Source organism: Mesorhizobium sp. M0159 (assembly GCF_040322295.1).
Classification (GTDB): Bacteria; Pseudomonadota; Alphaproteobacteria; order Rhizobiales; family Rhizobiaceae; genus Mesorhizobium.
On record NZ_JAMYTF010000025.1, the window covers coordinates 1 to 22,623 of the forward strand.

At 59.6% G+C, this 22,623-nt stretch carries 15 protein-coding genes and 7 pseudogenes; 9 read left to right on the forward strand and 13 right to left on the reverse strand.

Translation table 11 applies throughout. The features are described 5' to 3' along the window. Positions 1 to 124: 124 nt before the first annotated feature. A pseudogene (locus NKJ32_RS22115) lies at positions 125 to 1,285 on the reverse strand (IS30 family transposase). A gap of 199 nt (positions 1,286 to 1,484) precedes the next feature. Between NKJ32_RS22115 and NKJ32_RS22120 the strand changes: the two are divergent. Both NKJ32_RS22120 and NKJ32_RS22125 read left to right on the forward strand, forming a co-directional pair. Continuing rightward, on the forward strand, positions 1,485 to 1,688 hold the full coding sequence (locus NKJ32_RS22120) for a hypothetical protein (protein WP_352644029.1): 204 nt from the start codon (positions 1,485 to 1,487) through the stop codon (positions 1,686 to 1,688). Between the two features lie 188 nt (positions 1,689 to 1,876). Then, positions 1,877 to 2,374: pseudogene (locus NKJ32_RS22125) on the forward strand (transposase family protein); the annotation flags it as partial. A 3-nt stretch (positions 2,375 to 2,377) separates the two neighbouring features. On the opposite strand, the pseudogene NKJ32_RS22130 reads toward NKJ32_RS22125, so the two are convergent. The 3 pseudogenes from NKJ32_RS22130 to NKJ32_RS22145 form a co-directional block, all read right to left on the reverse strand. Next, positions 2,378 to 2,632: pseudogene (locus tag NKJ32_RS22130) on the reverse strand (IS481 family transposase); the annotation flags it as partial. A 408-nt stretch (positions 2,633 to 3,040) separates the two neighbouring features. Further along, positions 3,041 to 3,645, reverse strand: a pseudogene (locus NKJ32_RS22140) (Tn3 family transposase); the annotation flags it as partial. Positions 3,646 to 3,672: 27 nt separating this feature from the next. Beyond that, a pseudogene (locus tag NKJ32_RS22145) lies at positions 3,673 to 3,870 on the reverse strand (leucine zipper domain-containing protein); the annotation flags it as partial. A 139-nt stretch (positions 3,871 to 4,009) separates the two neighbouring features. On the opposite strand from NKJ32_RS22145, the gene NKJ32_RS22150 reads away from it, so the two are divergent. Beyond that, positions 4,010 to 5,671 (forward strand): tannase/feruloyl esterase family alpha/beta hydrolase, encoded by a 1,662-nt coding sequence (locus NKJ32_RS22150; protein ID WP_156937414.1) that lies wholly within the window; start codon positions 4,010 to 4,012, stop codon positions 5,669 to 5,671. Between the two features lie 250 nt (positions 5,672 to 5,921). Here NKJ32_RS22150 and NKJ32_RS22155 read toward each other — a convergent pair whose 3' ends face one another. The 3 genes and pseudogenes from NKJ32_RS22155 to NKJ32_RS22165 all read right to left on the reverse strand — a co-directional run bounded on the left by NKJ32_RS22155 (position 5,922) and on the right by NKJ32_RS22165 (position 7,718). After that, positions 5,922 to 7,070, reverse strand: coding sequence for a site-specific integrase (locus NKJ32_RS22155; RefSeq protein WP_352828940.1), 1,149 nt, complete (start codon positions 7,068 to 7,070; stop codon positions 5,922 to 5,924). A gap of 2 nt (positions 7,071 to 7,072) precedes the next feature. Then, positions 7,073 to 7,461, reverse strand: a pseudogene (locus NKJ32_RS22160) (type II toxin-antitoxin system VapC family toxin). Beyond that, a complete protein-coding gene (locus tag NKJ32_RS22165) occupies positions 7,461 to 7,718 on the reverse strand; it encodes a type II toxin-antitoxin system VapB family antitoxin (RefSeq protein ID WP_023804176.1) in 258 nt (85 codons plus the stop codon). Before NKJ32_RS22165 ends, NKJ32_RS22160 begins: the two are co-directional and overlap by 1 nt. 168 nt (positions 7,719 to 7,886) lie before the next feature. On the opposite strand from NKJ32_RS22165, the gene NKJ32_RS22170 reads away from it, so the two are divergent. The 4 genes and pseudogenes from NKJ32_RS22170 to NKJ32_RS22185 form a co-directional block, all read left to right on the forward strand. Then, on the forward strand, positions 7,887 to 8,909 hold the full coding sequence (locus NKJ32_RS22170; protein ID WP_352828969.1) for a DUF1403 family protein: 1,023 nt from the start codon (positions 7,887 to 7,889) through the stop codon (positions 8,907 to 8,909). Between the two features lie 4 nt (positions 8,910 to 8,913). Continuing rightward, positions 8,914 to 9,654 carry an SMC-Scp complex subunit ScpB gene (gene scpB, locus NKJ32_RS22175; protein WP_352828942.1) on the forward strand — a complete coding sequence of 247 codons (741 nt, stop codon included), beginning with the start codon at positions 8,914 to 8,916 and terminating at the stop codon, positions 9,652 to 9,654. Next, a complete protein-coding gene (locus NKJ32_RS22180; RefSeq protein WP_352642691.1) occupies positions 9,644 to 11,677 on the forward strand; it encodes a nuclease-related domain-containing protein in 2,034 nt (677 codons plus the stop codon). The genes scpB and NKJ32_RS22180 overlap by 11 nt, the downstream gene beginning before the upstream one ends. 275 nt (positions 11,678 to 11,952) lie before the next feature. After that, positions 11,953 to 12,096 (forward strand): annotated as a pseudogene (locus NKJ32_RS22185) (SMC-Scp complex subunit ScpB); the annotation flags it as partial. Positions 12,097 to 13,226: 1,130 nt separating this feature from the next. Here the strand turns inward: NKJ32_RS22185 and NKJ32_RS22190 are convergent. The 6 genes from NKJ32_RS22190 to NKJ32_RS22215 all read right to left on the reverse strand — a co-directional run bounded on the left by NKJ32_RS22190 (position 13,227) and on the right by NKJ32_RS22215 (position 19,214). Beyond that, entirely contained in the window at positions 13,227 to 13,973 is a 747-nt protein-coding gene (locus NKJ32_RS22190; RefSeq protein WP_352642693.1) for a hypothetical protein, read from the reverse strand. A 9-nt stretch (positions 13,974 to 13,982) separates the two neighbouring features. Next, positions 13,983 to 14,087 (reverse strand): excalibur calcium-binding domain-containing protein, encoded by a 105-nt coding sequence (locus tag NKJ32_RS22195; RefSeq protein ID WP_352642718.1) that lies wholly within the window; start codon positions 14,085 to 14,087, stop codon positions 13,983 to 13,985. A 443-nt stretch (positions 14,088 to 14,530) separates the two neighbouring features. Next, positions 14,531 to 14,845: a hypothetical protein gene (locus NKJ32_RS22200; protein ID WP_352642695.1), complete on the reverse strand. Its 315-nt coding sequence runs from the start codon at positions 14,843 to 14,845 to the stop codon at positions 14,531 to 14,533. Between the two features lie 511 nt (positions 14,846 to 15,356). Next, the gene (locus tag NKJ32_RS22205) at positions 15,357 to 15,596 is read right to left on the reverse strand and encodes a hypothetical protein (RefSeq protein WP_352642696.1); all 240 of its coding nucleotides are present in this window, start codon (positions 15,594 to 15,596) and stop codon (positions 15,357 to 15,359) included. Positions 15,597 to 15,628: 32 nt separating this feature from the next. Further along, positions 15,629 to 16,672 (reverse strand): S8 family serine peptidase, encoded by a 1,044-nt coding sequence (locus tag NKJ32_RS22210; RefSeq protein ID WP_352828945.1) that lies wholly within the window; start codon positions 16,670 to 16,672, stop codon positions 15,629 to 15,631. Positions 16,673 to 17,126: 454 nt separating this feature from the next. Further along, positions 17,127 to 19,214, reverse strand: a complete 2,088-nt coding sequence (locus NKJ32_RS22215) for an N-acetylmuramoyl-L-alanine amidase (protein ID WP_352828946.1) — start codon at positions 19,212 to 19,214, stop codon at positions 17,127 to 17,129. Between the two features lie 314 nt (positions 19,215 to 19,528). On the opposite strand from NKJ32_RS22215, the gene NKJ32_RS22220 reads away from it, so the two are divergent. Together NKJ32_RS22220 and NKJ32_RS22225 are read left to right on the forward strand one after the other, a co-directional pair. Beyond that, positions 19,529 to 21,166, forward strand: coding sequence for a hypothetical protein (locus tag NKJ32_RS22220; protein WP_352642702.1), 1,638 nt, complete (start codon positions 19,529 to 19,531; stop codon positions 21,164 to 21,166). Positions 21,167 to 21,396: 230 nt separating this feature from the next. Then, complete coding sequence (locus NKJ32_RS22225) at positions 21,397 to 22,605, forward strand: DegT/DnrJ/EryC1/StrS family aminotransferase (RefSeq protein ID WP_352642704.1); 1,209 nt, start codon at positions 21,397 to 21,399, stop codon at positions 22,603 to 22,605. Positions 22,606 to 22,623: the final 18 nt, after the last annotated feature.

A 22,623-nucleotide genomic window follows, 5' to 3' on the forward strand; every position in this document is an offset into this window, starting at 1 on the left:
ATACAATGATATCGTCCCAAGACCTCCCGATCCGGCTTTCGCTCGGCCGGAAGCGCCACACTGTTGTAAAGTAGGGTTTCAGCAAATGCTGTCGCAGAAATTCTGCCCGCTTAGCGGGGTGGGTTCAACTGATCCCTGCAACACACTCCGCGAACTTTTCAGCTGGGGTTTGATAAAGCAAGGTCTTTCGCGGCCTCTCATTGAGCTGCCGTGCGATCGCGCTGAGCTTAGTCTGGCTGTGCAGGGATAGATCGGTTCCGCGCGGCAGATATTGGCGCAGTAATCGGTTGGTGTTTTCGTTGGAGCCGCGCTGCCACGGCGACCGCGGATCACAGAAGTAGACCTCGACGTCGGAGGCCAAGGTCAGGCGCTGGTGATCGGCGAGCTCTTTGCCTCGGTCCCAGGTCAACGACTGGTACAGTTCGCCGGGGAGTTTCCGTGCCTGTTTGATCAGTGCCGAGACGACGCTTTCGGTATCCTTGTTGGCGACCTTGACCAGCATCACATAGCGCGAGTGACGCTCGACCAGCGTCGCAACATAGCTGTTCCTAGATCCACCGATCAGGTCACCCTCCCAATGGCCGGGGACGGCACGATCTTCAACGGATGCAGGCCTTTCGCTGATAGAGACCGCATCCTTGATCTGGCCGAGCCCGTTCCGCTTCAGGCTGGCGTGTTTGGAGCGACGAATGGTGCGCTTTGGCCCTAAGATGCTCAAGCAGTTCCTTTTTCAGCACCCCACGCGCCTGGATGAACAGGCTTCGATAGATTGTCTCATGTGACACGTGATTATGCGGCTCCCCTGGGTAGGTGCGCCTGAGCCAGCCGGCAATTTGCTCGGGCGACCATTTCCGCTGCAGCTTGGCCGATACTGTCCGGCTCAGAAACGGGCGGCAAGCCAGCTTGCAGAGTTTAGGGCGCAGGGCCGCCGCCAGGCAGCCTGATCGGACCGTGCGGCCCGATACCTATCCGGACCACCATTGCGCCGGACTTCACGACTGATCGTGGATGGCGAGCGACCCAACCGGCGAGCAATCGAACGCAGCGAACAGAAGGTACTCAGCCCTCTGGAAATCTCCTCCCGCTCACTAAGACTGAGCGCTTGGCTTGCCCGTTTCCGAGCGGCCGGACGAATTCCGCCTGTCGGCGAGATCACCGAAAAGACCGACGAGGACTCCCGATCAAATCGTCGCCCGATCGAACTCATCGACTCGCCAGCCTGCCAATGATCCCAAATCTCAGACCGCTGAGCTGCAGAGTAATAGATGCGACGTCGCTGCTTCATGCCCCACACTCCATCTTTGACAAAAGACTAGTGTGTTGCGTTCACCTGTTGAGCCCACCGGATAGTGCAGACATTCGCGTCGAGTTCCTGAGGAATGTCGAGAGACATTCCTCAGGGGGTAGTTAGAGCCGGGCAAAGGCAGCAAACTGGCCGGGTGGGTGCTTGGCTACTATATCATTAACATGTAGGAGGTCGAGCAGTGAGCATTGTCACGCTTCCATGCGGCAATGGGCGGGCCGTTTCCTTTGATGTGATCGGCATTGGCGGCGACCGCATTTTCCTTGTCGACCTGCGCAACGAGTTGAACAGGTACGCGTCGGTGGTCGACGCTGCGCGCGAGGTTTTCCAGTTCTGCAACGCTAGCTGTGGAATCGGACGCATTATTTGCGAGGATACCAATTGAATTGGGACTGGCAGGAAATCGTTCCCGAAAAGGCCGCATTCGCCACTGCACCCTACCGAGGCAAAATTCCGCTCATGGTACATTTCAAAAGCTTGGCACCAGGGCGAGGCATGCCCGGTGGTAGTACCTAGCTGTTTGATCCCGGACTTTAATGGCGCATCATTGCCGTCCGAATCAAAGGATGCGCTATGGGACAGGTTCTACACCGCCGCGCCACGACGACAGAGGCAGTCCGTCGAGCGATACAGCATAGTGAAGAGAGCCTGAGAGCGCTGGCCAAGCGCTACGGCATCGATCAGAAGACCGTTAGAAAGTGGAGGAACCGGACCTCGACCGCCGATCTTCCCACCGGCCCGAAGAAACCAAGATCGACAGTGCTGTCGCTCGAAGAGGAAGCGGTGATCGTCGCCTTTCGCAAGCACACGTTGCTGGCGCTGGATGATTGCATCTATGCCCTACAGCCCTCGATCCCGCATCTGACGCGCTCGTCGTTGCATCGCTGCCTTCAGCGCCATGGCATTTCGCGGCTGCCGCAGGACGCCGACAAGCCGGCCAGGAAGAAGTTCAACGCTTATCCGCTCGGCTATTTCCATATCGACCTCGCCGAGGTGCAGACCGCCGAGGGCAAGCTGCGCCTTTTCGTGGCCATCGATCGGACGTCGAAATTCGCCTATGCGGAATTGCACCCGACGCTTGACGGTGGCGTCCTTGATGGTCCGATTCATCCGCTCGACCTGGCCGTTCGCCCAGGGATGGTTGATCTTTGTGAGCCGGTGCTCGATGCCATGTTCGTCGCAGATGCCGTCGAAGATGTGCTGAAGGGCATGCCGCTCGCAGGTCCGGTTGGTGAACTGAATGCCGTTGTCGGTCAGAATGGTATGGATGGCATAGGGCACGGTCGCGATCAGGTTGCGAAGGAATCGGGCCACCGCCATCTTGCCCGCCTTCTATGAAGGTGCAGGGTTCCAGCAAGGCGGAAAAACTTACTTCGAAATTCGCCGCTTGGAGGACGCTTTGGGTCGATTTTCCACCTTCCCTGACGGCCCGGAGGGGTGGGAATCGGCCGCTCGCGTCGTCCCGGCTGCCTAGCGTGGCGGATGAATTAACAGCCAGCGATTTGGCTCTTGCTCGACGAACTCTTTCTGGACGTGCCTGAGCACGTTCCGCTGCCCGGCAAACGGAACCATGTTGACCGCTTGATCGAAGGGGACCCACTGAAACTCGCTGTGTTCGGCATTCAGTCGCACCGTCTCTGTCGACCCCGCGAAACCCACGAAAACCGGCAGGAGGCTAATGGCGTCGCGGTCCGCTTCATAGAATTGCTCGCATATGTCGGCCGAATAGAGCCTCTGCAGCGTCAAGCCCGTTTCCTCCTTAGTCTCTCGCCAGGTCTTCCTTACGATCCGGTCATGGGTCTCGACCACGGCATCGGCGACCGCCGCCTCCCATTCCACGGCGCAAACGGCAAGGATCGCCCAGCGTCGATCCGAGCTGATATCGCGCAAGCCATCGGTGAAATAGCGCTCACCCTGCCGACGCAGGCGAGCGATGCGGTGTTGCGGATGCCGGCGAGCACTTGCGGATCAAGACCCACCGCGCAGGAACTCCAGTCGGTCAAGCAGCCGGTTTGCCGCCGCGGAATTGTTGCCGAGCTCGAACTTGCGAAGCAAGATGAAGCGGCTTATGTTACCGGCCAACATTTCGGTCAGAAGCCCATCCAACCGCTCGCGCGCACCAGCATCCAGCTTTTCCGCAATCCGCGTTTCGATCCGGCGCTCGGCGTCGACCAGGGCGTCCGCGCACAAGCGCTCGATTGTCGACACGGCTGGCAAGATAGTCAAAGTCTCCCTCCACCGCGCGACAAAACGCGAGCAAGGTCCTCGTTCGATCTGGCATCTTCAGCCTGATCGAAAAGCCAATCCCGCAGATCACGGGTACCGCGCCGCTCGATCGTCTCAATAACCGCCTGAGGCGTCGGCCGGCGCAGCCGATGAGGGCGAGATGAGCGATCCCGCAATCCTGGCATTTCCTCGGCGCGATACCGGTCGAGCCATTTGCGAACCGTCCGCGGGCAGACGCCTGCGGCTTTGGCGACGGCCTCAGGCGTCTGTCCGCTCTCGACCTGCATTACAATTCGCTCTCGACCGAGCGGCGTCACACGGGTACTCTTATGGATGTTCATCCGGTCCCACTGGAATCACTGAAGCTTCGACAACCTCAGCTTTCCCGGTTCGGACCGGATGGATAACCTTCTGAAAGCTCACAACTAGCTACCAATGCGATCAGCTTTCGGGCTATCGGGGCATCCAGGGAGGATGGGTATGTTCTTGGCTAACGGGCTCAAGCTGCGGGACCGCGGGTGCACCCTGGCACTGATTTTGGCGATCATATGTGTATGTGCGCCTGCACTGGCGGCAAACGCGTCGGATCAGGCGTGCCGGTCCATCGCCAAGCTCACAATTCCAAGCGTGATCTTTACCGAGGCTAGCCTTCAAAAGCCGCAGGAGATCCCCGCAGATCCCTTCACTGCATTCACCGGCGCCTCGCCTCAGGCGGTAAAAGTGGGCGGGCACTGCCTTGTCCGAGGTGTTATCGGGAAACGCCAGGGGGTCGATGGTCAATCATATGGCACCCGGTTTGAGGTGCGTCTTCCGACGACCTGGAACGACATGTTCCTTTTCCAGGGCGGCGGCGCAGTTGATGGCTTCCTGGCGCCGGCCGTCGGGACCATTCCTTGCCGGAACTCGACCGCGGCTCCCGGGCTCTTGCGCGGCTACGCTGTTGTAAGCATGGATGGCGGGCACCCAAGCCCCGATCCGGCTTTCGGGGTCGATCAAGCCGCACGCATTGATTTTGCGTACGCCTCCATTGGCAAAGTCACTTCGGTCTCGAAGCAGGTGGTGGCCAAGTTCTATGGGGCGGCTCCGAAAAAGTCGGTGTTCATGGGATGCTCGAATGGCGGTCGTGAGGCGTTGATAGCGGCTCAGCGATATCCGCTCGAGTTCGACGGGATTGTTGCAGGTAGCCCGGGTTTTCGTCTCAGTGCCGCCAACATTGCCCAAGCCTGGGATACTCGCGAGTACATGAGCATCGCTCCCAAGGATGAGGCCGGCCATCCCATTCTATCCCGCGCCTTCTCCCAGCAGGATCTGAACCTCGTCGCCAACGCGGTTCTCGCTGCCTGTGATGCCCGCGATGGCATTGAGGATGGCGTCATCAACGCCTGGCAGCAGTGCCGGTTCGACCCAAAGGTCCTGTCCTGCCAAGGCGATAAGACGGACAGCTGCCTCACGGCTGGTCAAGTGCAGGCCATGAGCCGCGCGTTCGCGGGTCCGGAAAGCTCCGATGGCGAAAAGCTTTACAGCGATTGGCCATATGATACGGGCGTTGCGGGCGCGGACTGGAGAATGTGGAAGCTGGGCAAATCCCCCACTTCCCAGTCGGATGCAAACAACATCGTTCTGGGAGCCCGCTCGCTTCAATACTACTTCATGACGCCCCCGGCGCCGAATTTTGACCCCCTGAAGTTCGACTTCGACAAGGATCCGGCACGCGTTGCGGATACGGCCAAGCTCAATGATGCGACCGGCACGTATCTCGCCAGCTTCGCTGCCCACGGTGGAAAGCTGCTCTTGTTTCAGGGACTTTCCGATCCGGTCTTCTCGGCCAACGATCTGGTGCGCTGGTACAAGCAAGTCGTCGAGGTCACAGGCGGCGGCGATTTGGAAGCGACTCGCCGTTTCGTGCGCATGTTCATAATCCCGGGGATGACCCACTGCGGCGATGGCCAAGCCTTCGACGACTTTGATCCTTTGGCCGCCATCGAGGGCTGGATAAACCAAGACAAGGCTCCGGACTCTCTCGCGGCTGGCAGCAAGGCATTCCCTGGCAAGCACCAGCCGATCTGCGCTTATCCCACTCAAGCTGCCTATGACGGTAAGGGAAATCCCGATGAGATCGCGAGCTATTCGTGTCGGGGATAAGAGACCTCGTCATTTGTTCGCTTCAATCTGCGCGCATTCCCGGAACAGGTCTCCCGGACCAAGGATCGGTTGGAAAAGCTAAACCCGGAATTTGTGGGCCGTGCCATAACGCAGTTGATGATCATGCCTGACTACGAAGCGTCGGCCGCCGATAGTCTGGAGCGCTCGCTGTGCTCGAGGAGGTATTGTTATCGCCTGAGATCTGACCGCCTCATCCCAGCGGACAAAACGGGGCAGGGGAGGGGGCTTTTCAGAGCCCGGACGCCTTGGTGAGATTGACGCGGAAACGATCGCGCCGGCGCTGATACTTTCGAGTCATCTCGGCCGAGGCGTGACCGAGCTGCTGTTGCACATAGCGCTCATCGACCTCGGCCGAGGACGCGAGGCCGGCGCGCAGTGAGTGGCCGGCGAATTTCTTGGCCCGTTCGCCCTCCGACAGATCGCCGCGCACGCCGGCGGCCAGGGCCGCGCGCTTGACCAGGCGTGCGACCTCCTGGTCGTTCAAGCGATCGGCACCGACGGCTCTGCCTTGACCAGCAACGCGCCGGAACAGCGGTCCGTGCGCAATGCGCGCCAGTCTTAGCCAGGTCTGCAGAGCGACCACAGGGCAGGTGCCGTCGGAGGAGCCGCGGCCGATTTCGACCTCGCGCCAGCCGGTTTTGCCGCGCAATGTGACAAGCAGACCCTTATCGGCAAAAATCTCGACCCAGCCGCGTCCGTCCTCGGTCTGATCCCTGCCGACGTCCAGGCCGACGATTTCGGATCGGCGAAGGCCGCCGGCGAAACCCAAAAGCAGCATGGCGCGGTCGCGCAGACCACGCAGCGTGCCGCGGTCGAGGGTCTCGAGCATGGCGATCAGATCCTCGGGCAGGATCGCTTCCTTCTGCCGGGGAGGGGAGGCGTGGGTGTTGCGGATGCCGGCCATGACCGTTGCGATGTGGCGGTCCTTGCGGTCCAGCGGTTCGCCTCGCTGCGAAAAGTTCCAGGACAGTGACGAAAGGCGACGCTCGATCGTCGCCACAGAGTTTGGTTTTTTCTCCCTTGTTACCTTTCCGGACGCGCAGGCGGTGATGTAGAGCCCGAGGGTCTGCGGATCAGGTGGGAGCACTTCCAGACCCTGCCGGCGCGCCCAGGCGCAAAAATGCTTCCAGTCGGCGGCGTAGGCGCGCCGTGTATTGGCCGAGCTGGCCGCCTTGACATAGTCGCGGGCGTGGCCGGCAAGCTCTTCCAGATGGCCGGGAAGGCTACCATGTCCCCGTGAGTGCATAGGCGGCAGGGGAGGGGAGGGGGATTTTTCGCCCTCCTGTGGATGCTGTCCCATTTCCATCACGACATCGATGATGTCGGGAAGATCGTCCCCTCGGGGCGCTGCAGTTGATCCCGCACCGTCGCCAGCCATCGTTATGCTGCCTCGATATCCGTCTGGGAAAAGTCATTGCCGATAAAGAGCAAGGGCTCATCCGCCCGTTTGGCCAACGCGTAGGAAAGGCAATCGGCAAAAAATTCAGGGCGGCCGGGTGGCGGCCTTTGCCGTAGGTGAGCCAAGCCTGCGTTGCCACATCGACGAGATCGGCATCCACGGCGATGATGTCGGCCTCGATTTTGCGCAGCCACAGATCGATCTCGGCCAACGCATGCTCACCGCGCCGGCTGACCAGCACCATGCGCGCCTCGAGCACACAGGTTGCAGGGACCAGGCGGATTTGGTTGGTGACGAGCGCCTTCTCAAGCCTCAAGGCATCTGGTTCGTTGCGCAGGATCGCGACGATGGCGGAGGTGTCGATCACCATCAGTTCGGAATGCCGTGCTCGTCATAGCCGACGATCTCTTCGTCACTGCGATGATCGAGTTCCGGCAATCGCGCCACTCTTTCCCGGATCGCCCGCAACTCGCCGAGCAGGCGCTCCTGGGCCACGTCACCGTAACCCATTCGATGCAGCCGCTCGCTCAGCGCCTGGTGAATGGCTGCAGTCTTGCTGATACCCTGGCGGTGCGCGAGTTCGTCGGCGAGAGCGACGGTGGCCGGGTTTTTGATATTCAGGGACACGAGAGGCTCCGAATTTCTACCTTTTTGGCAATTTCTACCTAATCTTTTGATTTCTGTCAATTAGGAACGATAATGCAAGATTATCATTCATTCTATCAGCACGACAGGCACAGCGCTTATTGTCCATTTTTGTTGCCAAAAGCGCCGCCATGATTCATCGTGTTTGCGATGATTCTGCGTCCCAAACCCTCTCCGCGCCACTACGCCACGCTTGGCGGTGCCCCTTCGACCGCGCCGATGGCAACCGTGCCGGCCTGGCTGCGCCGCGCCATCCCGGATGCGCAAAGCCTTGCGAGCAAAGACGTTGAGGACGTCGCGCTCACAGCGGGCGCTGCCATCGGCGCGCTTGACGCGGTGGTTCGCCGCCAAGGGCGATGGGCCGGTGCCTGGCGGCAGCGCCTGGCGCTAACGGCTGCCGCGGTAACGGCGAGGCAGGCCGGCCGCGTCGAGGATGAAAGCGCGCTGCGCGACGCCGTGCTGCTCACACGGCCGGGCGATTTTTTGTCCGTCGGTCCCGCCGGATCGATGCTGCTGGCTTGGCGCCGGCTGGCCGGCACGCCTGCCGAGAAACTGCTGACCGAGACGAGCATCGGCGCGGTGCTGGATGACCTCGGTCTCCGCCGCGACGACGAGGTGGTCAGCGACCTGGCGGACGATCTTCGACAGCTTTCCGCAGGTATCGGAATGGTCGGCATGCTGACCGGCGTGTTCACGGCGGCCGAAAGATATGGTTTCGCACGAGTCTTCGGATGCTGGCTCGCCGACGCCCTGCTGGCGCAGCGGCTGGGCTGGGCACATGCGGTGCCGCTGCTGGGCGCTGAAGCGGCCTTGGGCGCAAGCGCCCGCCCGCGCCGATCGGCAGCCGGCTCTGCGGCGACAGGCATTGAGACAAATCCTGAACGTGCCAAAAGTCTGCTTGCCGCGCAGGCGCGCGCCGCGCTGCGCGCTATTGATCTTTCCGCGGAGCTCGAGCGCCGCGCGGACCGGCTGCTTGCCGTTGCGCCGAAACTCAGGGCCAAGGCAGCGGACGCTGTTGTCGACAAGCTCCTGTCTGACGATGCGATCGTTGCCTCGGAAAAGATCTCAGGCATGAGCGACCGTGGGCTGCGCCGCCTGTTCGACCGGCTGGTCGAGCTCGGCGCCGTGCGCGAATTGTCAGGTCGATCGACCTTCCGCATTTACGGACTCTGAGACCATGGCCGAGGCAGTGCGCAGGCGAGGGGGAAGCCGGTCAGATGATCGTCAATCAGCTGACCAGCTGTTCGACCGGGAGCTGGACCACCTGCCGCCGGAGGCGCGCTGGCGCGAATGGATGCATCGCGTCGAGGCCACAATCTTTGCTGCCAGCGAGCCGGTCGGCCGCGAGACTCTGGCGCGGATCGTCGGCAAAAACTGCAGCATCGACCTTTTGATCGATGACATCCGCGAAGAACTGCGCGGCCGGCCCTATGACCTCGTCGCCGTCGCCGGTGGCTGGAAGCACCTGACCCGGCCTGCCTATGCAGACGCCATCCGCAGTGCAGTCGGCGGTAACGAGCGCGCGGCAGACCTGACGCAGTCAGAGGTGCTGGTGCTGATGTGCATCGGCTACTTCCAGCCGATCACCCGCGCCGAGTTGTCGTCTTTCTTCGGCAAGGAGATCAGCCGCGATTTTATTGGTCATCTGCGCGGCGCGAAGCTGATTGCGTCCGGTCCGCGCAGCCCGACGCCCGGCGCGCCCTACACCTACGTGACGACCAAAGAATTCCTGCTGGAGTTCGGTCTCGACACGCTGCGCGACCTGCCGGATTTCGAGGCACTCGAGGATGCCGGGCTGCTGTCGAAGGAGAGACTGCTGGCGGGCGACATCATGCCAGACTTTGCCGGCGTCCAAGAGGACATCGGAGCCGAAGCGGACGAAAAAGCGCCTTGGAAGCACGAGAGCGATGAAATCTAAAACGAAAAGCCTTGATCGTTCCGCCGTGATCAAAGCTATCAATGCTATGTCGAGCGTTGACCTCAAAGCTCAACTTGATGGGGTCCGTTTAACCAAACACGAGCTGAACGATCTCTTCGGGTTGATGGCAAGGTGTTCGCAACTTTTCTTCCGTGCCGAGAACCCATTGCGCGAGGCGGGTAGGGATTCCTTTTTGGACTCCGTGGCAGAATCTATCACCGAGCGGGTCGGCAGACGGGGACATGCCCGAGCTGCGGCTTTTCGTGAACTCATTCGGCTGATCGAAGCCGGTTACCGCGATGTCGCGTACGGTCTGCGGACGGCGGCGATTTCGGCGTTACCACCGGAACGACAGCTCATCGCGGTGATGGAGAGGGCGGCATTTGATCTCGATGACCTCAGGGACAGTGTGGCGCGGGGTCTGGAAAAGCAGCCCGTCCTTGGGGACCAGATCATCGCGATCGATCGCGAGGGACGTCAATTCGACGCTGACGGCGCGCTTGCGGCTTATGTTGGTCATGTTGGGGCCGCACTACGGTTGCTTGCCGGCCGAATGGATTCGAGCCCCAGCGCAACACCGCTCAAAATCCCCCCGCCGGGTGACGCTACTGAAGAGGAAATATTCAAGGCGGGCACGAGCTTGCTATGTGCGGGCGCCTTCAGACGTTGGAAACGAGTCGAAGAACGACGTCGCTTCCGGGGCGGCGAGTTGAGGGAAATCCGCCCCCCGCATCTGCCGCCAAGCGTGGCGCCCACCATCGAGGTCATTCGGGAATTTCGGCCGAACTCCCAGGTTGAACTTCTCGATTGGGTCGCAAACGAACGCTTTAGGGATTTCCTCCATAGGCAGGTCACCTCTGCATGGTTCGAGGAGACAAACCGCGGCTTCGCAGGGATCGATAACGCAGCCGCGCTAGCCCCGGAGGGGTTTGTTTCATTGCAGGAGAGGGCAGCGTTCAAGGCGCTTCTTGGTCTTCTCTCGCCTGATCCATTTCGTGACGGGCAACGTTTCCAAGGCCTCACGATCGCCGAATGGCTTCGCGGCTACGCTACGCTGAACAGTCTCGCCACCGATGCGCGGGAGCGAAACTCCACGCCTCGATCGCGCTCGCTACTGATGTTTGCCGAGGGAGAACTTGAGACGCGCCTTTGCGGAGCCGGGCTGCCGAAAGCTGCTGTCCCGACCTTTGTAGCCTCGGTCACACTGCGGATGAATAGTGATGACCTCTTTGATTGTCCGGTGGTGCAGATCACCGACGGCCGGCGGCTCCTGTTTACGCCAGCAGCAGCTGACGCAGATCTCACTCGTATCATCCTCTCAAACCTCGGTAGCCTCGGGGAATCGTTCGCAGCCAAGGGAGGCAGCTTCGAACGGCATGTCATTGAGTTCTTCAGAAGTTTGGGCTTTCACACGTTCACTGTGAACGAGAGAAAAGCCTCTTACCAAATAGATGCTCTCGTCGCCTGGGAGGACCATTTATTCCTATTTGAGTGCAAGAATGAGTGGCTCTCGGAGGCCTCCCCCGTTGCCGCGTTTAATTTCGAAAGGTCCAAACAGAAGCATGTCGAGCAAATTCTGCGACAGGTCGATGGCATCAGGCGGCATCCTGAAATGGTCATAGCTGCTGGCGGCGTCGATCCCGCTTCCAAGACGGTTGTTCCGGTCTTGCTATACGCCTTCCCTTACTCCGAGCCGGATCCAGGCCATGGTGTGTATGTGAGCGACTGGTCCAGTCTCACGCGGTTTTTCGAAAGTCCCAGTTTTCATTCGGTTTCGTCTTCACCCGTCCGAGGTTCAAAACTTCGACGCACAGCGACTCATCGGCTTTGGGAAAATGAGAGGCCAACACCAGCTGACCTTTTGCGGCAGCTAAGAGATCCTCAGCAAGTCCGAATGATGATCGAGCGGGCGACATTCAGACATGACGAAATATGGTTGGCTGACCACCGCTACGCTCTCTCCTATGACCTGTATCGGGAGCCTACGAAAGCGATGCTCGTTGCCGTCGCAGCGGAAGGCTAAACTACGGGCGTCGGAGGCCGCTGTTGGGTCTATTCCATCGGAGTCCGTCCACGCGCAATCAGAGTCGTTGACGCGGCGAAATTACGAGGAACTTGATCGCAGATAAACGAATCTCAGTCGGCGTATGCAGTTTCGGACTTCCAATCGATCGCTGCGCCGACACGTTTTTCGATGATCGCCAAGGCATCCGCGCGGCCGGCGATGAGGCCAAGCTCATCATGACCCCATATTTGCGATTTCGGGCACGAGGTGGGCTCGCAGTTCGGCAATCCTGGCAAGGCGAGCCCACGATCGCGTCTGGTCCGCGCAGCCCGACGCGGGGCGCACCCTACACCTATGTGACGACAAAAGAATTCCTGCTGGAATTCAGGCTCGACACGCTGCGCGACTTGCCGGATTTCGAGGCACTCGAAGATGCCTGATTGCTGTCGAAAGAGAAGCTGTTGGCGGGGGATATTTTGCCGAACTTTGGTAAGACGAGCGCGACGAGGGCGCGTGACATGATGAGGAACGCCATCCTTGGACGTATGTCTCGCACTTCTTCGCCAATGAAGCGTGAAGTGACCGTCGTCGTCGCAGGGCTGGAGACCAAGAGCGACAAGATCCGCGCGCTGCTACGTCTACGTGTTCGTGGTCGACAATCTCATCAAATACATCGGCGTAAGTCGAGCTGGTATCCGCAGCCGCTTGTCGAACTACCGACTCGGCCAGTCGGGGCAAAAAACCAGCGCCCACGTGAACCGGATCATCAACGAGCACGTAACGGCAGGCACAGTCGTCGAGATCTATGCGCGATGCCCCCTGCGCTCGAGTGGAACGGTTTGCCGGTGATCTCCGCCGCCGGGCTCGAAGCGGGGCTGATCAAGATGATCCAGCCACCGTGGAACAAGAATTGGTGTGGAGAGTTGGATGGCCAAGCGTGGCGACGAGTCGCTATTGATGCTGACATTATGGATTTCGCGGCGCGGCTATCATCAGGATCTCGCGTGGGACGAAGGGCGACCCGGTGGCGAGCGTCGAACGCATGCAATGGTTCGAACCGGACGGCCATGAATACACAGGCTATACGGATGCCGTGACGGACCGTCGCCGGCCCGCAGCGGACGTGCTCGCCCAATATCGAAAAGCGACTTTAGTTGCGGTGGTGAGCGAGGGCCTATGGAACGCAGCCTTGGGAGAATTGGGCAGCGAGCATCGCTAGAAGGCGTTCAAGTTTCCGCGTATGACACGCATCAGTATGCCCTGCTTTGCGAGATCGGGCTCAGCTCCCTTTGCGTGAGGCTTTCTTGGCGTACCAGGTGCGAGTTTCGGCTGCGTCGGTCCTGAGGCCAACGAACACCGCCGTGACACCTGTTGTTTCATCATACTCCTGCGTTGATCCGTATTTTGAAAGCTTGATCGAGTAAACGAGCCGCTTGCCAAGAAGGGAAGCATTGCGGACCGTCGAGACGGCGACGGTTGTATTAGCCGGCGTGGAGGCGCTCCCAGTCTCATTATACTCCCCACAATCAATTACTCAGATCGCCGAACCCCTTCGGTGGAGTACAACTCAGAATGTAACGCGAGCCACGATCTTGGCGGGCTTTGCCGCGGCAACCGCAGGCCCGATCGTCTCCGGGAGCCGGAAGATTCTCAAGTTCTGCTCCTTGGTGGTCGACCCTGGAATGGCAGCTTCCGCGGCAGCGATGTCCTTCGCGCTGACCTGCAGCGACTTGCACGCTCCTTTCTCATCCCAAAGGTTCTTCGCAACCACGCTTCCGACGGCAGAAGTTATGGCACCTGGCGCCACGTCGTCGGGAGCCACCTGCCGTGCTTTGATCAATGCCTTGATCGCTTCACCAAGAATTTCGGCTGAATCGTCGAATTCGATTCCGCGAACCTGGTCGAATCTGTTTTCGGTGCTGCCATCTACTATGCAGTGGTGAGCGATGAATACCCAATCGTGGATCATGTAGGCCGGCGCGTAGCCCCAAGGGGACAGGCCCTGGAAGACTTGGGCGATCTTCGGGATCGAACCGCCGTCCGTGTACATGAGACCCGGCTGGATCGTGCTCCCCGGAGAAGATGGATATGCGCGATGGAAAATCAATGGATCCCGTGGGTCGGGCACGAATAGGAAATTTCCGTCGCCCGAACTGTTGCCCTCGCCAACCCACATGACAAAGAGGCTGCCAGATAGCCGCCCTGTGGTGAGCTTCTGATAGTCAATCGAACTGCACCCGGCCACGATAGCGGCGACCAGTCCCAACAGCCCTAGAGCTGCTTTTTCCAGAACACCATCCCTAACGATCGACATGATTCCCCCCTAGCACAAGTTTTCACACGGAATGCCGTCCTTGTCGCGGTCGAGCTTCCTGCCCCATGAGCAGTTCTGCAGGTTCCAGTTGGCTTCGTCTGACGTTGCCCCCAGTTTCTATCCAGTTTGAGTTCGTTTCCGGCGTGGGTTGTGCCCTGCTGGGCGGGTGAAGCGGCGACGGGCGCTGGCGCGGAGCGGTTGGCTCCCTTCCGGTCGCGCATTGTCTCCATATCCAGCGCGCCAATCCATGGCGCCTGAAACGGCCCGACCCACAGTCCGACCTTCGCCTGCTGCCCTGCATAGGCACCGTGACTGTAGCGGGGCCAGTCGAGCGCTTCGCCGTGCTCGACCATCCACCCGGCGACGCTGACGCCATCGCGTCGGCCGTCGCCAACAAAGCGGCCGTAGCGATCGCAACTGACGAATTCGCAGCGTACCGGCCTCAAGGCGGCCAAGAACCCGTCGAGTGCTGCCGCATCTGTATGGTACCTGCACCACCGTTGCACTCCAGCGACGGATTCGTTTTGGCCTCTACGGTTCGGCACTACGTCAGTGGCTTAGTGGCCGACAAAGTCGCCCGGCCGCTCGGCTTTCTGTGCCAGATACTCTTCCTGTTCGCCGGCAGCCTCCGACACAAGTTCGCCAGCAGTCAGGGTTGGCCCCGCTCCCTGGAGCGCGTTGGGGAACACTGCCACGATCGGTCGATGGTCGGAGAAGCCTTGGGCGTCCTTGTCACAGTATGACGCGTCGGGAAATTTGATCTCCGCCGTTGCCCCTTTGGCGAGGGAGGTAGGCGCATACACTTGATCGAGCATTGAGTTGAAGGAAGGATCGCATTGTGTCTTGATTGGATTGTGTGGTTTGACCCACACAAGGTTGGCGCCTGAAGTCAGATTGTTGAACGCGTCTGCGTGTGGTCTTGAGCTGACGGAGTTTGTCTGTCCGGTACACTATGCCAAGGAAATCCGATTCGCGGTCTGAATTGGCTCCACTTTCGCTAACGATATAGCGCCATCTCCCGCCTTGGGCCGCCGCCGCCTCAACGTATGCCTTCAGCGCTTGCGCGCTCTCAACCTCCTGCAAGGCCAGGATGTCAAACGCGCCGATCTCTCCGATAGAGATAGCGACCTTCGCGGGTTGCGTATCAGTATCGGACTCGGTGTTGAAAGTCGCAACGGTTAGGTCTGCAGCCTGTGCGATCGAAGCAATTAAAGCAATTACTACGGCAACGAAAAAACTTAGCATGACGTTCCTCCTCACTGTATCATCACAGACGAACATGATCATCTCGAAGTGAGTTGCTGAAATTTCAGACTGGATGGACCCGCAAATTGAAGAAGACGATGGTTCGCCTCCTTCTTTGCTCCTGGTCAGAGAAGCCCGTTACCAAGCCTTATCTGAGTCAGGTGGACCAATGTCGACGTCTTGATCCGGGGAAACGTCCGCAACTCCTTTAACGCGCCGTACCTTGCCGGCGACCGCTGCCTCGGCGGTGCCGGCGATCACGCCGATCTCATCCATGGTATTTTCGACCTGAAACCCGAGTTGGAGCAGGTCTGTCTTCAAGTGCTCAAGAGGGCGTGCACCCGACGAGGTTACAATCCACTTTCGTTTCTCTGCCATGACTATCTCCTGTCGGGTGCATGCCGCGGGCTCTACGCCGGCGCTTGGACAAGCCCTCGGCCGACCTTAGCCTGCGGGAACGGAAGCGGCCTTGCCGCCTGCAACATCCGGTTCCACAGCGCTTGCCCTCGAAGGCTCGGACTCGTTTGTGCCCAAAGTGCCGCGCAGCCCGCGACGTGGGGCGTTGCCATGCTGGTGCCGCTCTTCGTCCCGTAACGCGTGGGCCGCGGCACAGATGAGAACACGTCGCGCCCCGGCGCCGCAATCTCCATTTTACCAAAGTTCGAGAAGTTCGAAGGGACAAGAGTTTGATCGAGGGAGCCCACGGACATGATGGTGGGTGAGTTGGCGGGGGCCCCGGTGTTTGAGCTCGCGTTTCCTGCAGCTGCGATGATAAGGCAGCCGCGGTTGAGCGCTGCTTGGCCTGCCGCCGTATAGGCCGCTTGGACTGGCGATTGCGAACCAAGCGACATGGATATCACAGCGCATCCATTGGCAATTGCCCAGTTCATTCCAGCCAGCACGCTCGCACTGCTGCCGTTGCCCGAGTTGCTGAGGACTTTGCCGACAAAGATTGAAGCAGAATGCGCAATGCCATAGCGAGGGATGGAGCCTGCGGGAGCTTTCGGTCCGCAAGCCGTACCGATGCAGTGTGTGCCATGACTATGCAAGTCCTGGACTGGTTGCCCGACAAAACTGCTGGTCACGATCGGCCGACCGGCGAAGTCCGGATGCCCGAGATCCATACCGGTATCGAGCACCGCGACCTTCACACCAGCGCCAGAGCGCGAACTTTGGGGGATGCGACATGTAACCAGCCCCCACGTGGCACCAGCCACCTCGGCCTCGAAGTCGAGCTCTTCTTTCCGCATCTGGTCGAGCTCCAGCCCAGCGATAATCGCTTCGGTCGCCTTGAGGAACCCGCGTAGGTAGTCCGAGGTTTCCTGCTGTGCGAAGACGAAGTACTCGTCCTCGATCGTTTGTATGGCGCTGTCTGAGGCGGCTTCGGCTTCAATGCTAAGTCCAGCAGTCTGCATGCCAAGATTGGAAACCACCGCGACGCCAATTTCAGGCAAGACGATGGCGTGTGCATCGCCAACATCCGCGATCTCGAGAGACTGATCGGCAAAATCGCGGGCGTCTGCGGTCGCAAGCCGAGTGACGTGAGGTTGTCAGTCGGGCTGCCGGCGCCTTCCTTAAAGGTGACGACATAGCGTCCTGTCCGCAACGTGCCGTCACCACGTGCGGTCGCAGCCAGAAGCAACTCGTCTATGCTGCTACTAAGATTCGGTCCAGGTGTGGCCTGAGCGGACACACCGGACCCAACTGTTTTTTTGGCCATTTCGCTTCTCCTCTTGATGAGCGTCCGGTCACGCCATTTGCGAAACAGGATCGGGGACGCATCCGACCTGCAATGCGCTTCGCAGGACATCAGGTTGTCGAATCGTGGTCTTGTGATCGCGGCCGCCAAGTTGGTGGCTTCAGCTAGAGCCGAGTGTCTTCGGCGATCGCAACCACACGATCCGTCGGCTAGACGATGCCGCTTTCAATCAAATATGCGCAGGCGTCCCCATACCATTTGGCCGCCCGATCTAGATGATCGTCGTAGGCGCGCAAACCCCATGGGCTGTGAGCGCTGTTGTACAGTCCGCCCGCGTTGAACGCTGCGGCGACGAAGATTGGATCGAAGCCGCTCGCGCCGAGCCGTATGCGGATCTCTGCGGCACCAAGATCAAGGTTGGTTGCGAACTCATATAACGGATGATCAGCTGGCCTGGGCTCGGGCTTGGCCGGATAAACTGGCGCAACCGCAAACGGGTCGTAGTCCAGCCCGAACTGCGATCCCTTGGAACGAATGACCCAGCGCGCCGTCGTGCCCAGCGATTGCATCGGACCTGCCGAGTAGTCGCCAAGAGTCGGTGGATTGACGTCATCATTCTTGATATGCGCTTCCCACCGGAACGTCTTCGGGCCGGTGAATCTGTGTGCCTTGTAGATGTGGGTCTCCGTGGCGACCGTCATCAGAAGGAGCGCGGGTGGAATTCCATGCTTGGCGCTCGCGACAAGCAGTTCGGAACCCATATATTCCATGATCTTGCGCATCGTATCGAGGCTCTCCTCCCAGCGTTGCTGCTTGACCGTGCCGTTTTCGCGGGTGGCAAGGCCGCGCTCGTCGTATCGCCACTCCCTCGTTCCTATGCCGAACGAATGCCAACCTTTCTCATCCATTGGCGGAATCGCCGTCGGCGCGAAAGCAATTGGAGGAAAGCTGACTGTCTGGACGCCGCTTGATGGTGAAAACTTCAGGGGGGTCACGACCTGATCTGCGTCGAGACGTATGGCGGACACAGCAAGGTCAAGGAGAAGCTGACTGGGATTTCGCAGCCGGCTCGGGCGGGGGTTGGCCTTGGGCCAGGAGTAATTCCTGGTCGTGCCGCTCGCATAGGTTTCAAAATGCAGCATGTTCAGTCGGCCAACAGTGCCGATCCTCTGGCCGGCACCGACCCGATCGCCAACGCGAAGGCCAAGCGATGCGAGAGAGTTGGGCGCGACTTCACCATAGTTCACCACGTACCCATCGTGCTGGACCAGGAGGGCGTAGGTGTTCTGGTAGAAGTGATAGAAGTTGACGATCCGGCCGTCTTCCAACGCAACGACCGGGTCCCCTTCCGAGCAATAGAGATCGATCGCGCAGTGATAACGTGTGCCGCCGTTTCGATCAGCAAGGAAGCGCCGCGAGGCATTGGCACCGAAAGCGCCTCCGCCGACAAGAAGCGTGTTGACTTCCAAGGCGCGAGGATGGCGGGTCACGACAGGCCAATAGGGGGTGGTTGCGGTCGATGCAGCGAAAGCGATCGGGTCTGCGCTTGGTATCGGCCGCGCTTGCATCGCTGTTGGCCCTGCATCGGCATGGGTTGAGAAATGCTGTGCGATGGATGCGAGGATTGAGTCGGCGCCATCAATCTCCATCGTTCTGGTCGCGGGCGCCGACTTCGGCGCAGCCGTGAAGCGGACTTCAGCCATGGCTCGGCCTCGCCTGGCATAGAAGCCGACACGCTCGAGAAATGCCTCCCAGCCGTGGGGTCGCCCACGCAGGACGCTGGGGCAGTTCTTGCCTGTCCAATCATGATGCTGACGTAGGCCATCGGGCACGGTGATGCCGAGTTGCATGGCCAGGAAAACGCAAAGCCGCGCCGCGCGATCGTAGGCGGACATTTCATCCATGCCTCGGTGCATGCAGATCTCGATGCCAATGCTGGATGCATTGGCGGCGGCATGCGCGTGCCAGCCAGTCTCGTTCACGGGAAGATGCTGGTAGACGTCCTTGTCGTCCACGGTGAAATGCCATGACACCCGGCGGGCAACCGCGTCGGGGCTACGAATGTAGCGGTTATGTGCCGCAGCATCGGCGCCGGGGCCAGGATTGTCTGTGTTGTGGATGGTCAGGGTGGTCGGCCGGATCCGCGTTCCCGGTCGCGTCGGAAATCCTGGCGGCAACAAGTCAACAATGATGCCGAGTGGATTGGCAGATGCGGCGCCGTCTGCCCTGCGTGCGCGGGGATTTGACCTGACTTCTGTTTTCGGTGCTCGAGTATCCACGGCATCCTCCTTTGACAAGTATCTTGATCGCCGGAGCTCTTCGCCTGCGGTTTGCAGATGGCTCCAACAAGATGCCTATGATCCTAGATCAGGAAAAAAATCCCGACCGTGAAAACACCGTGAAATCAACTGGGCTAGCTGTGAGCACTTGCCATTGTGCTTTGTCCGCATTGACCGTCCAAGAAATGCTCGCCGAAAAGATTAGGCTCCCTTCAACAGAGTGGATTTTGGTTCTCCACGAGCGCCGCCAGCGCGACTGGAAAGTTTACTCCTCCCGGTGGATAGCGAGGCACATGAAACTACGCTAATGTAATAGGATACAAGTTACTTTCATGGGCGACATGCTAAAGCTGAATGTTCTTGGCAGGCTAACTCTCACCGACACGGAGGGTCATGATTTTGCGCCGCTCGGCAGCAAGGCGAGGGGAGTGATTGTGTTTCTAGCCGTCGCACCCGGTCACACGCGCACGCGGACCTGGCTGCAGGAGCGACTTTGGAGCGACCGCGCACCCGAGCAAGCAGCAGGCAGCCTGCGGGCAGCTCTCACCGAAATACGCAGAGCGCTTGGACCGCACAGGCAGTTGCTGGTCGCCTCAAGGCATGCGGTAACTTTGGATCAGGCGGGCTTCACTGTTGTCTACGAGGCTCCTGCGGAAAGCCAGATCGGAGGCGCGGTCAAAGCTTTCGAAGACGTAGACATACATGACCGCGAATTCGAGCAGGCCATCCGTGATATACGCAGCCAGGTTCTCCAGAGATGGGTTAGTCAAAGAAGAACCGCGCCAAGGCGCAGGTGCATAGTATTGCTGCGAAGCGATGCGCGAGGAGCCCCGGCGGCTGATGTTGGCGCACGATTGCTGCAGAACCGGATTCTGAGCGCGCTGCGGCAGATCGATAATCTGGAGATCATGGCTGCGAGCGGCGCTGATGACGTTGATGATGTAAGCACACCAGGGGGGCAGCCGCAGGCGATGCTCTTGATCCGCGTGCTTTCCGTTGCGCTCAGTGACGGGGTTTTCCTCTCTTGCGAGATTCACAACGGACGAAAGCTGTGGTCTGAAAATGCGAGCGTGCCCGGCGCTATTGGCGCGATGCATGACTCTGTCGATCTCGACAGGCTTGCGTTGAACACAGTCGAGCACGTTTGCAATGCTTTCGCCGAGGCCGCATCGATTGATGGAGCGGATGCTTGCGCATTCGTCCTGGCGCGTCAGGCGAGAAGTTTGTTCTTCCGCCTGGATAAGGGAAGCTTGATCGATGCCGATCGCCTGTTCAGGCGTGCGTTTGAGATCGAGCCGCGCGGCCGGTACTTGGCGTGGCGTGCCTTCCTGCGCAACGCCGCATTTTTTCAGCACCGCTCGATGTCATTTTTGGACAACGCCGCGCCGATCACCGAACTTGCGGTGGAGGCGCTACGCCACTCCCCGGATGATGCTTCCGTTCAGACGATCAGTTCCCAGATTGAATATGTTCATCAAGGCAATCTGCGTGCCTCTCTGCTGATGGCTCAGGGCGGTGTCGAACGTGACCCGACGGATCCTCTAGGGTGGGCGCTGCTCTCCAACGCTTTGACCACCAATGGTATGTTCGACGAAGGCTACCAGACAGCCCGGCGCTCGTTGGAGCTCACCAAACACAGCCCTTTTCAGTTTTATTTCGAGCATTTTGCCTGCATGGCCGCTGCTGCCCTGGCTGACTACGACCAGGCGCTTTTGCACGCGAAAACGGCGCTTCGATTCCGTCCGGATTTTGTCTCAACGCGGCGCTATGAGGTTGCATTGAATCTTCGCAACGAGGAGACGCCGCAGCTCAGGGAGTCGGTGAACGCCCTGCGGCAGCAGGAACCGGGCTTTACGCCGGCAGCCCTCCTTGATCCGACGTATCCAGTGAACACGCTTCGGCGACTGCCCCTCATGGGGGCGATAGAGAAGAAGGCCACTGCTCGGGTGGGCGATCTGCTGGAGTTCTAGTGGTTGCCCAACGCGCTTGTCAGGAAAGTACTGTCCCTGTCACATAACGCCCTGAGGCAGCAGCCCGCTACACTAAATACCGCGCCCAATAGTGCCTCCTCCGATGCTCCGTGAAATCATCGTGAATTCGCCAAATCACCAGAACAGGCGGCGCGCACCCCACTGTCTTTTTTCTTGAGACCGCTCTATCCAATGAGTGGTTCAATCACGTTCAACTAGGAGAAATCTCCGTGCCTGTGAGAACAAAGGGACTGCCGCCGCGTCCGGATCGCTTTGGTGCCGAAGAACTGGCTGCGCTGACAGCAGCGCTTGACAAGAACAGCCTTTGGTACTGGCCGAAAGCAAATGAAACGTCGATCGTCGCGACTGCGATGGAAGCTTATGCGAAGAGGTTCGGTGCCCATAGTGCCGTCGCCACGTCGTCGGGAACGGCCAGTCTCCATGTGGCCGTCGCAGCTTCCAGAATGCCGCCTGGTTCTGAGGTGATCACCACACCGATCACCGATATAGGCACGATCAACGCCATCCTGTACCAGAACCTCATCCCGGTGTTCGCTGATGTCGATCCCAACACTGCCATGCCTCGACCGGAGCATATCACCGCTGCGATTACCGATCGGACACGCGGCGTAGTCGCCGTCCATTTGACGGGTTGTCCCATGGAAATCGACGACATCGCGGCGATATGCGCACGCAGGGGGTTGTCCCTCATAGAGGACTGCGCTCAGGCGTTGGGCGCGACCTACAAGAGCAAATCCGTCGGGCTATTTGGACATTTCGGATGTTTCAGTCTGAATGATCAAAAACACATCACGTCTGGTGAGGGCGGTTTCGTGTTAACCGGCACCGACCATGACTACTATCTCTGTCATAACTACGCCGACAAATTTTATGATCGCTACGGCAGGAATATCCGGCTGCAGGCGCTCGCACCGAACTACCGCATGAGCGAGCTCGACGGTGCGATGGCAGCGGCTCAGCTTCCGAAACTGGACGGCATTGTTCGCAGGCGCCGAGAGTTGGGTGATCGCCTGGACCGCGAGTTATCCAAAATCCGCGGTGTGATTCCGCAGAGAAAACCGGCTGATGCCGAGTGCAGCTACTTCTTCTATCTTTTGCGGATCGACCCGCGGATCATCACCTGCACCCGCGACCAGTTTTTGAGAGCCCTCGCGAAAGAGGGAATCCCCGCCAGGGCGGCATATGTGCGCGAGCCAATCTATCGGAGCTATTACTTTCTGCAAAAGTCATTCTTCCCGGGGGTGTGGCCAGCAGAAGTCGTGTCGGGGCGCCAGTATGACTATAAATCAGTGTCCTTACCGGGAGCCGAGGAAGCCGTAGCGACCGGAATATCGCTTGAATTGCATGAGGGTTTCGCGGACAGCGACATCGATGATTACATTGCCGCGATTGACCTCGTGGCGAAGAATAATCGTTGAGTTGATCTGGGGGACGGC